General features: G+C 44.1%; 15 protein-coding genes. 3 read left to right on the top strand and 12 right to left on the bottom strand.

What is annotated here, in order from left to right:
- Positions 1-127: 127 nt before the first annotated feature.
- On the top strand, positions 128-835 hold the full coding sequence (locus LJ707_RS01520) for a Crp/Fnr family transcriptional regulator (protein ID WP_228948969.1): 708 nt from the start codon (positions 128-130) through the stop codon (positions 833-835).
- A gap of 174 nt (positions 836-1,009) precedes the next feature.
- Positions 1,010-1,390: a PleD family two-component system response regulator gene (locus LJ707_RS01515; protein WP_228948968.1), complete on the top strand. Its 381-nt coding sequence runs from the start codon at positions 1,010-1,012 to the stop codon at positions 1,388-1,390.
- 20 nt (positions 1,391-1,410) lie between these two features.
- Here LJ707_RS01515 and LJ707_RS01510 read toward each other — a convergent pair whose 3' ends face one another.
- From LJ707_RS01510 to LJ707_RS01500, 3 genes are read right to left on the bottom strand one after another with little or no spacing between them, the layout of a single operon-like run.
- Entirely contained in the window at positions 1,411-2,454 is a 1,044-nt protein-coding gene (locus tag LJ707_RS01510; protein ID WP_228948967.1) for an adenylate/guanylate cyclase domain-containing protein, read from the bottom strand.
- Positions 2,454-2,837 (bottom strand): response regulator, encoded by a 384-nt coding sequence (locus LJ707_RS01505; protein ID WP_228948966.1) that lies wholly within the window; start codon positions 2,835-2,837, stop codon positions 2,454-2,456. The genes LJ707_RS01510 and LJ707_RS01505 overlap by 1 nt, the downstream gene beginning before the upstream one ends.
- 17 nt (positions 2,838-2,854) lie before the next feature.
- Positions 2,855-4,171, bottom strand: coding sequence for a sensor histidine kinase (locus LJ707_RS01500; protein ID WP_228948965.1), 1,317 nt, complete (start codon positions 4,169-4,171; stop codon positions 2,855-2,857).
- 185 nt (positions 4,172-4,356) lie between these two features.
- Between LJ707_RS01500 and LJ707_RS01495 the strand changes: the two genes are divergently transcribed.
- Positions 4,357-5,220, top strand: a complete 864-nt coding sequence (locus tag LJ707_RS01495) for a YitT family protein (RefSeq protein WP_255678683.1) — start codon at positions 4,357-4,359, stop codon at positions 5,218-5,220.
- On the opposite strand, the gene LJ707_RS01490 is transcribed toward LJ707_RS01495, so the two are convergent.
- The 9 genes from LJ707_RS01490 to nagB form a co-directional block, all read right to left on the bottom strand.
- Positions 5,217-5,543, bottom strand: coding sequence for a hypothetical protein (locus tag LJ707_RS01490; RefSeq protein WP_228948963.1), 327 nt, complete (start codon positions 5,541-5,543; stop codon positions 5,217-5,219). The two genes, LJ707_RS01495 and LJ707_RS01490, sit on opposite strands and share 4 nt — an antisense overlap.
- A 48-nt stretch (positions 5,544-5,591) precedes the next feature.
- Complete coding sequence (locus LJ707_RS01485) at positions 5,592-6,287, bottom strand: molybdopterin-dependent oxidoreductase (protein ID WP_228948962.1); 696 nt, start codon at positions 6,285-6,287, stop codon at positions 5,592-5,594.
- 10 nt (positions 6,288-6,297) lie between these two features.
- Positions 6,298-6,885, bottom strand: coding sequence for a Crp/Fnr family transcriptional regulator (locus LJ707_RS01480; protein WP_228948961.1), 588 nt, complete (start codon positions 6,883-6,885; stop codon positions 6,298-6,300).
- 53 nt (positions 6,886-6,938) lie between these two features.
- Positions 6,939-7,292, bottom strand: coding sequence for a hypothetical protein (locus LJ707_RS01475; protein WP_228948960.1), 354 nt, complete (start codon positions 7,290-7,292; stop codon positions 6,939-6,941).
- Between the two features lie 71 nt (positions 7,293-7,363).
- Positions 7,364-7,987, bottom strand: a complete 624-nt coding sequence (locus LJ707_RS01470; protein WP_228948959.1) for an alpha/beta hydrolase — start codon at positions 7,985-7,987, stop codon at positions 7,364-7,366.
- A 3-nt stretch (positions 7,988-7,990) separates the two neighbouring features.
- A complete protein-coding gene (locus LJ707_RS01465; RefSeq protein ID WP_228948958.1) occupies positions 7,991-8,926 on the bottom strand; it encodes a ring-cleaving dioxygenase in 936 nt (311 codons plus the stop codon).
- Between the two features lie 183 nt (positions 8,927-9,109).
- Complete coding sequence (locus LJ707_RS01460; RefSeq protein ID WP_228948957.1) at positions 9,110-11,473, bottom strand: ABC transporter permease; 2,364 nt, start codon at positions 11,471-11,473, stop codon at positions 9,110-9,112.
- 125 nt (positions 11,474-11,598) lie between these two features.
- Positions 11,599-12,984 carry a phosphoglucosamine mutase gene (glmM, locus tag LJ707_RS01455; RefSeq protein ID WP_228948956.1) on the bottom strand — a complete coding sequence of 462 codons (1,386 nt, stop codon included), beginning with the start codon at positions 12,982-12,984 and terminating at the stop codon, positions 11,599-11,601.
- Between the two features lie 10 nt (positions 12,985-12,994).
- Positions 12,995-14,920 (bottom strand): glucosamine-6-phosphate deaminase, encoded by a 1,926-nt coding sequence (gene nagB / locus LJ707_RS01450; RefSeq protein WP_228948955.1) that lies wholly within the window; start codon positions 14,918-14,920, stop codon positions 12,995-12,997.
- Positions 14,921-15,036: the final 116 nt, after the last annotated feature.

Raw genomic sequence — 15,036 nt, 5'->3', positions numbered from 1 at the left:
AAACCACTTACAGCAATCATATTTTATTAATTTCAAAACAAACACTTACTACTAATTAAATATTTAAACAAATTGCTGATATTTATTTAAAATTAAGCAATTTTGGAGTTGAGATACCCCCACTACAATGGTTAAAAAGAACTTAATTAGCGATAACTGCGATTGTTTTTTGTGCAAACACGCTATTAAAGAATGGCATGCCGCTATTTCAGCACATAAAAAAAGCTTTAAAGTAAAAAAAGGCGAAAAAATATTTAAAGAAGGCGACCCGGTAACGGGTGTTTATTTTGTTTATTCGGGCACGGTTAAAGTTTACAAAAAATGGGATGCTGAGAAAGAACTGATTATACGGTTTGCCAGGGATGGTGCCATATTGGGGCATCGTGGCATTGGCGGTGATGCAATATACCCAGTATCGGCTTCGGCACTTGAGGCGGGTGTGGTATGCTATATTGACATGGATTTTTTTGAAGCCAGTTTAAAAGTAAACCCGGAGTTTGCCTATCGCTTGCTAATGTTTTTTGCTGATGAATTACGCGAGTCCGAAAAAAAGATGCGCAACCTGGCCCACATGCCGGTAAAGGGCCGCGTGGCCGAAGCATTGATACTGCTCAATAAACAATTCGGAACCTCATCTGAAGGATATATTAGTATTGACCTGAGCCGGCAAGATCTTGCCTCTTACGCCGGAGCCACATACGAAACGGTGTTCAGGGTAATTAACGAATTGGTGGCCGAACAGCTTATCACTTTATCAGGCAAAAGCATAGCCATAGCTAATTACGATGGATTGCTTTCACTAACACAGGAAGCGGCTACACAGGTACCTGTATAGAATTCACTCAAAATTACTCTTCCTTAAGCTTTGATTGTGCACCCCCCTGTTGCCTTATCAACAAAGCATGTTAAGCCCAAATAAATTCAGGATTATATTTGCTGCATACCCTGTTTGGTAAGAAACAAATATTGATAATTGCACGTTATTACAGTACCGATCATATAAACTGAAATGATAACGAATATTTTGATCATTGATGACCAGCCGGAGATGCTGGAGTTGATGACTGACGTGCTTACCCCTGAAGGGTTTAACGTTACCGCCCTGCTTTACACCGATGATATTGCCCAAAGCATCAGTATCTATCAGCCTGATATAGTGCTGCTTGACCACCTGCTTGCCGGGGTAAACGGCGGCGAACTTTGCCGGGAGATCAAAAACCACCCGTTAACGGCATCGCTACCGGTTATCTTACTTTCAGGATACCCGCGCTTGCTGGAGGCTTTTGGCGATTACGGCTGCGATGCTTTTATACCCAAACCATTTGATCTTGACGAGATGATAGGCGCTATAAAACGCTGCCTTGGCGAAAGCCATTACGAACACGCTTAATTATCGTGTACGGGGTGCTGTTATTCAAGCACCTCGTATATGGTAACAGGTTTTGCTTTGTTTTTAAGTACCACCTCACCTATCTTCTCACAACTGAATGATTCTTTAGCCTTTTCGTAAGTAGCTTCATTGATCAGTATCTGCCCCTCTTTAGCGGTTGATTGCAGGCGCTGCGCTACGTTAACTATATCGCCTATTACGGTATAGTCCAAACGTTTAAGTGATGCTGAGCCGATATTGCCCGACACTACCTCGCCTGAGTTAATCCCTACTGATACACCCGGTTTATATTTACGGCTGCCTGCATCAATTTCTTCTGTCGCTTTAATCTGATCACGCACGGCTAATGCCGTATCAATAGCCCTGTCTAAATGATAATCTCCTTTAAATACAGCCATTACCGCATCGCCCATAAATTTATCCACATGGCCGCCCTGTGCAATTATCTCCTTTACTATCTTATCAAATAAACTGTTAAGTAAATTCACTACGGTATTGGGTGGCACCTGCTCGGTAAGGGCGGTAAACCCGCATACATCAACAAACATCACAGAGGCCTGCACCAACTCATTTTTGAGCAGGCTACTCTCAAACTCCTTGTGCGTCATAAAGTTGAGCACATTTTCATCAACATACATTTTAAGTATGTTATTCTCTTTGATGGCCTTAATGGTACTTTGTAACTGACGCACATGATCAATGGTTTTTTGCATGGTAACGTCCAGATCATCAAAATCAACAGGCTTGCATATAAAATCAAACGCGCCGCGGTTCATGGCGGTACGTATATTCTGCATATCACCATAAGCCGAAACTACCACCGCCTTTAGCGTAGGGTTAGCCTCGGGCAGGTGGGTAAGCAGGGTTAACCCATCCATCACGGGCATATTTATATCACTCAGTATAATATCAAGGTCAGGATGTTCTTTAACCTTTTCAAGCGCCTCAACCCCATTCTGCGCAAAAATAAATTCGTATACATTCTCCCTTATCTTGCGGCGAAACTTTTGTTTTACCAGCAGTTCCAGGTCGGCTTCATCATCAACTACCAGTATTTTGGCCATTATGCAGTAAGGTTTTTTAGTTTTTGTTTAAGCAGATCAAAATCAAGCGGCTTGGTCAAAAAGTCATTCGCGCCTTTATCCATCGCTTGTTTGTAATTCTCTTCATCGCCATAGGCGGTTACCATCATTACCACGGGCGGCGGCGGCGGATCGCCAAAATCTTCACGTATGTGGCCCAGCAATTCAATACCACTCATGCCGGGCATATTAATATCCGACAGGATGAGCACTACTTCGGAGTGTTTATCTTCCAAATATTTCAGGGCATCCTCACCCGACAGGGCAAAGTCAAATTCAATTTCGTTGTTGCGTATCTCTTTACGAAAACGCTGCAAAAAAAGCGGCTGTACATCCGCCTCGTCATCAACAACCAGTATTTTCATAGAGGTGGTAAAATTAGTTAATTTTTAACAGATAGGGGAATACATATCACAAACTCGGTGTATTCGCCCTCCTTGGTTTGTACATCAATTTTACCGTTGTGGCCTTTTACAATAATATCATAGCTTAGTGAAAGTCCTAAACCTGTACCCTCGCCGGTAGGCTTGGTGGTAAAAAACGGCTGCATTATTTTATCCTTTATATGCTCAGGGATGCCTGTACCATTATCGCGCACAAACACTTCGATCATACCTTTTTTGGCGATGGTAGCTACCTCAACCACCGGGCGATATTTTGGGTCGCCTTGTTTTTGCTTTTGCTGCGTGGCGTAAAACGCGTTGGTAAACAAGTTAAGCAGTACCCGGCCAACATCCTGTGGCAACACCTCTACCAAAGGCAGATTTTCGCTAAAACGGGTGATTAGTTCGGCATTGAATGATTTATCCTTAGCCCGTAAACCGTGGTAGGCCAACCTCAAATATTCGTCGGCCAGTTTATTAATATCAGTAGCCTCTTTAACATTATTACTTTGGCGGCTGTGCTGCAACATGCCTTTTACTATACCATCGGCACGCTTACCGTGATGCCGTATTTTTTCGAGATTTTGTTTAATGTCGGCAGCTATGGCAAGGGCTTCTTCTTTATCACCTTTTTCAAGCTCCTCCTCCATCTCGTCTATCAGTTCGGCGCTTACCTCCGAAAAGTTATTAACGAAGTTGAGCGGGTTTTGTATCTCATGCGCAATACCCGCGGTAAGCTCACCCAATGATGCCATTTTTTCGGACTGGATCAACTGGGCTTGCGTGGCTTTCAGTTCCTTCACCAAATCCTGCAGTTCATTACGCTGTTTGGTTAGTTCGGCGGTACGTTCGGCAACAACGGCTTCCAGCTCATCCTTTTTTACCGACATCATGCGCAGTTCCTGCTGCTGTTTCTTGGTACTTGCCCAGCGCGCGAATATCCATAAGAAGGCAAGCAATACACCTATCTGAAAATAGTCATCATATTCGGCGTAGAACTTTGGCGTAATCAAATCTACAACCGCATCCAAAAAACCTACAATCACCAAAGGTAAATGGGTGTTAATAAAGCTTTTCAGCGGTTTAAAATCGGGCTCTTTTAAGGTATAGGCTACTATAAATCCTAAAATCAACGGACCTAAAAATGGCGTAATTTCATCCGGAAAAATCTTTTCAAAAAGAAAAAATGATACGGCAACACCAATGGCCGCCCACCTTAATGTTTGGTTCCATTTATCAAATAACTCCGTATATTTTACAGAGGTACGTAAACGTGTTAAAAGCAAAAAAGCACCTATATATACAAAAAAATACATAATTGAAATAAAGCAGGCCGGTTAATTTTAATGCCGGCTACCAAATATAACATTTCCGTTTATTAAACCATTACGGCCTATAAATAGAAACATTTGAATATATTAGCATTGAATTTGAAGTTATGGTATTGAACGCTTATTTCAATGGGATTTAAATACCGATTTACAAGTACACGTTTATACAGATGAAGCACCTGCCACGTTGGTTAATTGATACAACTTACACAGTTTTAGGGATCCTTTTTTGCGGGTTCGCGCTTAAAAGTTTTATGATACCTAACAAATTTTTTGATGGCGGCGTAACCGGTATAGCCCTGCTTATACATGAGCTTTATCATCTTAATATAGCTTACGTAATTGTGCTGGCCAACATCCCATTTGTTATTATGGGGGCTTACCAGGTAAATAACCGTTTTGCTTTAAAAACTTTGGCCGCCATTATTGGCCTTGGCTTGTGTTTGCTGTTTTTGCCCTACCCGCAAATAACGTCAGATAAATTGCTGGTATCCATATTTGGTGGTGTATTTATGGGTATCGGCGTGGGTTTGGCCATTCGCGGCGGCTGCGCGCTGGATGGCATTGAGGTGCTGGCCTTATATACCGGTAAACGCATCAGCTTCACCATCAGCGAGATCATCTTAGGCATCAACATCGTTATATTTTTAATAGCGGCCATTGAAGTTACGCTGCCTACCGCGTTATACTCTATACTAACATATTACGCGGCATCCCGCACTATTAGCTTTGTGATTGAAGGGCTTGAAGAATATACCGGCGTAACCATAATTTCATCAGAAAGTGAAGAGGTTAAAAAACGACTGGTTATGGAGCTTGGCAGAGGTATTACCGTTTACAAAGGCGAACGCGGTTTTTTAAAGGAAAGTTTTGATGTGAGCCATCCTGTAGATATTGTATACACCGTAGTTACCCGTCTTGAAGTTAGGCGATTACGTAACCTGGTACATGATATTGACCCAAAAGCATTTGTATTTACCAGCACCATTAAAGAGGCTGCCGGTGGCGTACTTAAACGCCGGGCAAGGCACTAAGCATGCTTAATGATAAACCCGGCCACCTGCTGCTGCTCATGCTCGGTTAACAAATCTCCTTCAAAGGCCCAGCTACCATTTGCAAATGTAATTTTGCCGAGGTAATCCGGGTTAATAGTATCCGGTATATCTGTATTACTTTCCGTAGTTTCAAGCGGCTCGGTAAATAAAAAGCTATCGTTATCTGTAGAATTTTTGAGTAACCTATAAACGCCGGTATCGGCGAGTTCGCCATTATTGTCCCTTTTTAAAACAGGCTCTATTATAAGTTTTCTTATAGTACCGTCTTGAGCGGACGTGTTGAAGGTTGCCGGGTTGATCATGATTATCTTATTTTATAAGCTCAACAGGTAAAACGGCTGTGTGTTTTACTATTCGCTATAACGATCATTCCGCCACGGGTAAGCGGTGTTAGAGTAACCCCTGTCCTCCCAAAAACCAAGTTTATCGGCTGATAAAAATTCAATTCGTTTTATCCATTTCGCGCCTTTCCACGCGTATAACTGCGGGGTGATCATTCGCACCGGGCCGCCATGTTCATGCGGCAGCGGCTGGCCTTCGTAGGTATGTACCAGCAGTACATCGGGCTTCAAGGCTTCCTGTAGTGATACATTGGTAGTATACGTATCATAACCATAACACATAATGTGGGTAGCCGTTTCCTTTGGATGAACCAATGCCGCCAGGTCAAGCAGGCTAACACCCTTCCAGTGCATATTGAGTTTTGACCAGGTGGTTACACAATGAAAATCAGAGGTATCTTTGGTTTGCGGCAGATCCATAAACTGTTTCCAGGTAAGACGAACCGGATTTTCCACCTCACCATCAATGGTTAAGCGCCACCTGTCTAAAGGAACATTGGGCTGATAGCCCAGGTCAAGCACCGGCCATTTTGAAGTTGCCGTTTGCCCTATCGGGATGACGGGCATACCGTGCCGGTTAGGTTCACCTGAGCCTTTGGGCTTGTCATCAGCAACGGATGGTGTGTTGCGCATCTGCTCCTCAAAACGCGCCTTCAGCTTCATGCGGGCCTCAATAATGCGGTTGAGTTTTTCCTGATCTTCCATAGCTATTGTTTTACTTTTCTGCTCGCAAAAGCTTTGCCATCATCCGGCTAAAAAACTCCGGCGTAACGCCAATATAGGCGGCAATATCCTTTTTAGGCAACTGATTGATCAATGTAGGGTATCTGCGGCAAAAATTGTTATACCGATCCTCTGCCGTAAGGCTCAAATTATCCATCAACCGCTGCTGATAGGCTACCAGCGAATTTTCTGTTATAATCCTGAAAAAGCGCTCAAATTTGGGCACCTCATGATATAAAAGCTCCTGCTTTACTTTTGAGAGCAGTAATATTTCGGTTGGTTCAATGGCATCGATATTTAAAGTACCGGGCTTTTGGCTTAACAGACTATACATATCGGCTATCCACCACCCTGCCGGGGCAAAATTCATTACATGCTCCAGCCCGTGTTCATCAACCGTATAGCCCCGCAGGCAGCCGCTGTTTATAAAAGCCGAATATTTACAAACCTCAAATTCCTTTAATAAAAATTGCTTGCGTGTCAGCTCCTTTGGATGCAGCAGGCTTAAAAAATATTCTCTCTCCTCATCGGTAAGGCCAATGTATTTGCCAATGCTTTTCAGTATCAGATCGGTTGACATAGATAGTAATCGCGATAAAAACGCAATATACTACTAAAAGCGCCTCTGCGCGCCTAAAAAGTAATGAACAGCGAACTACGCACCTGCTCTTTCAAATTGCGGCTGCGGTGGCCCTTGCCTTCGGTATCTTCCATCAGCAATACCTCACCGGCTGCAAACCGCCGCTTTTCACCGGTTGATATTTCAATTTCCACACCCCCATCAAGCAGTACAACATATTGCCTTTGCGGCGCGGCGTGAAAGTCATCATACGTGGGCACTACTTTGCGGAAGATGAGCTCATGTACCGCTATCTTCTCTGAGAAATAACCTATAGGCCCACCCTCATGCAATGGGTAATATACTTCATCAAAACGACTGTCACCATTTTCGTCGGCATAAACCCGGGTCACTTTAAATGCTTCCATGTTTTTAATATTTATCATACTTACTGAATTGCAACGAGGTATAAAATGCCAGCAGCCGGTCGCGCAGTTTTTTAACGAAACACATATTTGTCAGCCAGGTCAATTTCCTGCTGAATGATGGTATGCGGGCGACCGTTGAATACGGTTACGTTTACGTCAGCATTCAGTTTTTTTAGCAGCGCCACACTTTCCTCAACCCTTGTCAGCGGCACATGCGGATCAGGGTCGCCGGTGGTTATCAGTACCGGGGTGCCATTAAGATCGCCAGTGTACTTGCTAACATCCAATTGCTGGCCTATCAATCCACCGGTAAAAGCTACCGCGCCACCATATTGTTTGGCATTGCGGGCTATGTACTCCAGCGTTAAACATGCCCCCTGCGAAAAGCCGAGGAAGTATATTTTTTCAGCCGGGATGCCTTTGCTGACAATCTCCTCAACCAGTTCACCGATCACCTCGATAGCTGAATTTAAAGCGGGCTGATTTTGATTATCAGCCGCCATAAAACTATATGGGTACCAGCTATGGTTGCTGGCCTGCGGCGCGTAAATAGCCAGTTCACCCGCATTTAACTCCTCAGCCAAACTAATGATGTTCTCGGCTGTGCCGCCCCGGCCATGTATCATGATCAGGGCACCGCCGGCTTCGGCAATTGGTTTTCCGGCGGTGATATATTGTTTTTGGTGTGTGTACATTACTTAAACTAATTTTGGTAAAGTGGTTTCTAAACTTGCACGGTATTGCTCGTATTGTGCAGGCAATTTAAGGTGCTGACCTAACTCTTCAACCGGTTCATCAACCGCAAAGCCAGGATTATCAGTAGCTATCTCAAATAAAACACCACCCGGTTCGCGGAAATACAGTGAGTAGAAGTAGTTACGGTCTATCTTTTCGGTTATATGTAAACCAAGCGAAGCTATTTTATCACGATATTGCATCAGCACTTCTTCATTTTTTACACGGAATGCTACGTGGTGTACCGAACCGCCTGCTACATGGCCGGCAACCTCTCCAGGTACTTCAACCAGGTCAACAATATTGGCGTTATCAACTGCGTCAGTAACAAAACGGAAACGGTTTACATGTTGCTCCAATAATTTATAACCGAATACATTGGTCAAAATATCAGCAGTTGGCTGCATTTTGTTAGTAGTGATGGTAATGTTATGAAAACCTTTGGTGGCATTTTCAGCCTTGATCTCATCAGTTTCCCAAGGCAAACGGTTGTCGGCTGTTTTTGATACGATCAATTCCAGTTTCAAGCCATCCGGATCAAGGAATGTTAAATATTGTTCTCCAAATTTTTCGGCCACTTTGTTATAGATCACGTCGTGGTCTTCAAAGCGTTTTTGCCAAAAATTCAAACTGCCTTCAGGTACTGAGTAACCAATCTCGGTAGCCTGGCGTGCGCCGCGCCTGCCGGTCATGATATTTTCCCATGGGAAGAAAGTCAGAATGGTGCCGGGAGTACCTTCTTTATCGCCATAATACAAATGGTATGTTTCAGGATCATCAAAGTTCACCGTTTTTTTAACCATGCGTAAGCCTAAAGTTTTGGTATAAAAATCGTGATTGCGTTTGGCATTACCTGCTATTGCAGTGATGTGGTGTATGCCGTTGATTGTACTTTCCATAGTGTTTAATATTTAGTTTTTTGTTTTGATTTATTGTTTTAACACTACAAATGTACCCCACATTTTAGCCCGCCGACTTGACATAGGACAAGAAAGTATTTTTATGATTGTTTTTTTGCTGAAAGCAAAAAAGCGATGGTTTACGCATCGCTTTACATTTTTTATATATAGATCAAATCCTTTTTAATCGTTCCTTAAACTTTTAACGGGATTGGCATAAGCCGCTTTTACTGACTGATAGCTAACGGTTATAAGCGCTATTAACACCGCGCAAATACCTGATATGGCAAACACCCACCAGCTAATAGTGATGCGGTAAGCATAATTTGCAAGCCATTGGTGCATTATATACCATGAAACAGGAAATGCTACTAACAATGATGCCCCCACGAGTTTTATAAAATCGGCAGATAACATGGCGACTATACCTTGCGCGCTTGCGCCTAAAACGCGCCTAACGCCAATTTCCTTCACCCGTTTTTGTATGGCAAAAGTAGCCAGGCCAAACAAGCCCAGGCATGATATAATGACCGACATAATGGAGAACACATTGAACAACATACCTGTGCGCTGTTCAGTAACATACAGTTTTGCTATATCCTGGTCAACAAAACCGTAATTGTATGGATAGTTTGGATACAGGTTATGAATTACATCCTTCAAATTTCCGATAATTTGCTGGTAATCTGCGCCACTGGTACGGATCACTACAAACCCCGCGCGGTTATTATGCCTGATGATTAACGGTTCGATAGCTTGTTGTACCGGTTTAAAATTAAAATCCTGCACTACGCCTATGATGGTACCCTGATTACCGTTGGTTGATATTTTTTGACCTACAGCCGCTGCCGGTTTTATGCCCATGATCTTCAACGCGGTTTGATTGACCAGGTAAGTGCTATCATCGGCAATTGAGTTGGCATTGAACATTCGCCCTGCTATCAGTTTCATGCCAAAGGTTTTCAAAAAGCTGGCATCGGCACCAATATGCGGAAATACGGTTTGCATATTAGGGTCTTTGCCACTCCACACCACGTCGGTAGTGCCGGTGGTAAGGTTAGTTGGCAAGTGATCAACAATGGTATAATCAGCTATACCATTATTTAACTGTAAAGCCTGCTTTAATGCGTCGTAATTTGCTTTTTGATAGCCCACCTGCGGCACCTGTATATATAAAAGGTTTTGTTTATTGAAGCCAATATCCCTTTTCCTGATAAAATCAAGCTGGTTATTTACTATCAACGTGCTGATAATAAGTACTACCGATACGGCAAACTGAAAGATAACCAAACCACTACGTAAATAAGAAAGCTCGCCTTTTGGAGCCTTTATACCTTTTAACGCCTTTACCGGGTTAAACGAAGAAATGAATATAGCCGGATAACTGCCGGAAATCAACCCAACAAACACCGCGATAGCAAGTAATTGTGCTATCAAACTGCCATTCAATAAATCAATACCAATATTTTTTGATGCAAGCTCATTAAACAAAGGCAGTAAGAACCAGGCAAGCAATACGCCGATCATCAATGCCAATAAGGCCACGAGTAATGATTCGCCCATGAGCTGAACAATCAGATCGATACGGCGTGCGCCGATGGTTTTTCGCAGGCCTACCTCCTTTGCACGGGTGCTGCCCAACGCGGTAGAAAGGTTCATGAAATTAATGCAGGCGATAACCAGTATGAATATGGCCGCAATACTGAATATTTTTACATTCTGCATATTGCCCTGCCCTTCAACATCAAGCTGTAAACCGGCGGTAAGATGAATATCGGTTAAAGGTTGCAGCGTAAACCGGCTTTTGGTATTGGATTGATCGTTCTTTTGGTGAATCAGATCAATCTGCTTTTCAAGCAATGCGATGGACGATGATGTCGCATTAAAATGCTTATCCAGTTTTACATAACTATAAGCCGAAAAGTTACCCCAATCTTCACCGTTTGAGAGATAGTAATAGCTTATGGGCAGCAACATACTAAACTGCAAATGCGAATTATGCGGCAGATTTTTAAGAACACCGCTTACTATATAATCGCTATTGTAGCCGTTTTCAACTTTTAAAGTTTTGCCTACCGCATTCTCAGTACCAAAATATTTAATCGCGGTTGAAGCCGTGATTACCACCTGGTTAGGCTGCCCAAGTACATTACCATTACCCCGTACCAATGGATAATTAAAAAATTGCAAAAAATTAGCGTCGGCATACAGCAGGTTTTTTTCGTCAAACTTTTTATCTCCAATACTAACCGTAGCGGATATAGGTACACCATGGGTCACGTTTTCAACAGCCGGAATTTGTTGTTTAACAGCATCAACAACAGGCGGAGGAGTTACCGCGGCTATCGAGCCGGATACATTGGAGGTAAGCCGGTAAATTTCAGCAGCATTCGGGGTGAATTTATCGTAGCTTTTTTCATCCTGCACCCACAACATAATCAGGATACTGCAAGCCATACCGGTTGACAGGCCGAAAAGATTAAGAAATGTGAACAACTTAAACCTTTTAAGGCTGCGAAAGGCGGTGATAAAGTAATTTTTCAGCATAGTTTTACATTAAGCTACACTATTGCAACCAAACCAATGCCAAATAACAATTAACTTAATATCAGCATCATAACTAAACTATGTGTTCGGTTATGATGCAATTGATGTTCGTTTGCGGATGGTGCTTATATCCCCAGAATCGCCTTCATATCAGCAATGAGCTTTTCGGCCAAAGCAGTTGCTGCTGCCTCGCTTGATGACTCCGAATAGATCCTGATGATCGGCTCCGTGTTCGACCGGCGCAAATGTACCCATTCTTTACCGAATTCTATCTTTAATCCGTCTATCGTGCTGTATGGCTGATCCTTGTATTTTTCTTCGACTTGCCTGAGCAAGCCGTCAATATCCATACCCGCCTGCAGCTCGATCTTGTTCTTGGAGATGTAGTATTCCGGGTAGGTTTTTCTGAGTTGGGAGATACTTTTGTTTTCCTTTGCCAAGTGCGTCAGGAACAAGGCGATGCCCACCAGCGCGTCCCTGCCGTAGTGAAGCTCCGGATAAATGATACCGCCGTTACCTTCTCCGCCAATGATGGCATTTGTTTCCTTCATCTTGTTCACCACGTTTACCTCACCTACCGCGGCAGCGGTGTAGTTGCCGTTATGGGTTTCGGTGACATCACGCAATGCCCGGGTGGATGACAGGTTGGATACCGTATTGCCCGGGGTATGTTTCAGTATGTAATCGGCTACCGCTACTAAAGTGTATTCCTCGCCGAACATGCTGCCATCCTCTTTTACAAAGCACAGCCTGTCCACATCCGGGTCTACCACAATGCCCAGGTCGGCTTTGTTTTCCTTTACCGTTTCGGCTATCGCGGTCAGGTTCTCAGGCAGCGGCTCAGGGTTGTGCGGGAAGTGGCCGTTGGGTTCGGTATAGAGTTCATAGATAGTTGTTACACCTAATGCTTTTAATAATGCCGGTACGTAGATGCCGCCGGTGGAGTTTACACAGTCTATCGCTATTTTAAAGTTCGCTTGTTTTACCGCTTCCTTATCCACCAGTGGCAGGTTCAGTATCAGGTCGATGTGTTTTTGCAGGTAAGTGTCATCCTGGGTTACTTTGCCCAGGCTGTCTACATCGGCGTAGGTAAAGTCGCTTTGTTCGGCTATATCCAGTACTTGCTTGCCATCGGCATCGCTGATGAACTCGCCTTTTTCATTCAGCAGTTTCAGGGCGTTCCATTGCTTGGGGTTGTGGCTGGCCGTCAGGATGATGCCGCCTGCGGCTTTTTCCAGTGGTACGGCTATTTCTACCGTGGGTGTAGTGCTCAGGCCAAGGTCGATCACATCGATGCCCAGGCCTTGCAGGGTGCCGGTTACCAGGCTGCTTACCATCTCGCCCGAGATGCGGGCATCACGGCCGATAACGATCTTGTTAATGCCTGCCTTTTTTACCGCCCAGCTACCATAGGCAGAGGTGAATTTTACAATGTCAAGCGGCGTTAGCCCCTCGCCGGCTGCGCCGCCGATGGTGCCGCGGATGCCGCTTATTGATTTGATTAGTGTCATGTTCTTTCAGTTAATCTTCAAACTTCCATTTTACAAAAGCTTCGATAGCTTCATATTCAGCCAAACCGAGGGCATTATATAAGCGTGCTGTTACGCGTGTCCTGTCCTCTGCCCTAACCCAAAACTCCCTCGCGTCATCACCCGGAAATACCGGCAGATCCTTTTGCGATTGATGCTTGAATATGGCCAGTCTTTTACGTTCAACCTCCTGCGGCGAAAGCGGTACTGCCATTTCAATTTCGTGTATCTCAAACTCGTGCCATGCACCACGGTAAAGCCATAACCAGCAATCCGCTGTCCAGGCCTCGGTTTTGCGTAAACGGGTAAGCGCCTCCAATATTATTTCAAAACACACCTTATGCGTACCATGCGGATCGGCAAAATCACCGGCGGCAAATATCTGGTGCGGCTTTACCTGTTGTAATAGTTCCATCGTTTGTTGTACATCGTCCTCATAAGATACCACCTTTTCAAACTTACCACGATCATAAAAAGGCAGATCCATAAAATGGATATTCTCATCGCGCAAGCCTGACAAGCGGGCACCGGCAATGGCTTCGCCCTTGCGTATTAAACCTTTAATGGTGCGTATTTCTTTTGGGTCGGATTGATTAGGTTTTTTGGTTTTGAAAAACTCGTTCATGGTGGCGTAAAGGTTAGTCAGATACGTTGTATCCTGCCCCTGTGCCTGCCCAAAATCCATAGCGAATTCCACATAACGCAGCGCATCCTCATCCCACACAGCCGTGTTGCCCGATGTTTGGTAGGCCACATGCACTTCATGTCCCTGATCGGCCAAACGAATAAACGTGCCACCCATCGAGATCACATCATCATCCGGATGCGGAGAAAACACGATTGAACGCTTTACCTGCGGCAGTGCCCGCTCCGGCCGCTGACTATCATCGGCATTAAACTTACCCCCCGGCCAGCCGGTAATAGTATGCTGCAGTTTGTTAAAAACATTAATGTTGATATTATACACCGGCCCAAAATCGGTAGCTAATTGCGCCATCCCGTTGTTGTTGTAATCAGCTTCGGTAAGTTTCAAAATAGGTTTACCCAAAGTTTTGGCCAGCCACACTACCGCTTTTTTGGTCAGCGAATCTGTCCATCGGCAATCTTTTACCAGCCAGGGTATATCAAAACGGGTAAGCTCGACCGCGGCATCCTCATCAATAACAAACTCCGCGTTGTTTGACATTTGCAGAAAAGTAGCCGGTACCTCATTTGAGATTGGCCCCTCAACCGCTTTTTTGATGATCGGGGCCTTTTTACCGTTCCATGCCAGCAGAATGATCTCCTTAGCCTTAAATATGGTACCAATGCCCATCGTGATGGCTTTTTTGGGCACGTTCTCCTTTCCGCCAAAATCCTTGGAGGCATCACGACGGGTAAGATCATTCAAAGTAACCAGCCGTGTGCCCGAGTTTGGTGCCGAACCCGGTTCATTAAAGCCAATGTGACCAGTACGCCCGATACCCAACACCTGCAGATCAATACCACCATAGCTGTTTATCTTTTGTTCGTAAGCCAGGCAATATCCGGCAATATCTTCCTGTTTCAGCGTCCCGTCGGGAATGTTTACGTTGGCCATATCAATATCAACATGATCAAATAACTGCTCCTTCATAAACCTCACATAACTTTGCTCGGCATCGGGTTGTATGGGGTAATATTCGTCGAGGTTAAAGGTGACCACATTCTTAAAGCTGAGTCCCTCCTCTTTATGCAGGCGCACCAGCTCCTTATATACCTTTACCGGTGAAGCGCCTGTAGCCAGGCCAAGCACAGCAGTTTCGCCTTTGGCTTGTTTATCTTTTATCAGTTGGGCTATGCGGCGGGCCACATCAACGCTGGCCTCGATATCGTCACTGTAAATTTTTACCGGAACTTTTTCGTAACGTGTTTCTTCTAATAAGTTTAATTTCAACATATTATATTTTTATTTTAAACTAAATAAGGCATGAGATTTCCAGTATCGTGCAGAAGCATTTTTTGCCTGCCGGTAATTTATTGTCACCTGTATTTAGTTGGGATTTGTTAATATTA

The organism is Mucilaginibacter sp. UR6-1 (assembly GCF_020880975.1).
In the GTDB taxonomy this organism is placed as follows: Bacteria; Bacteroidota; Bacteroidia; order Sphingobacteriales; family Sphingobacteriaceae; genus Mucilaginibacter.
Note: the sequence above shows the minus strand (reverse complement) of the source record. Positions and strands in the feature narration are given on the sequence as shown.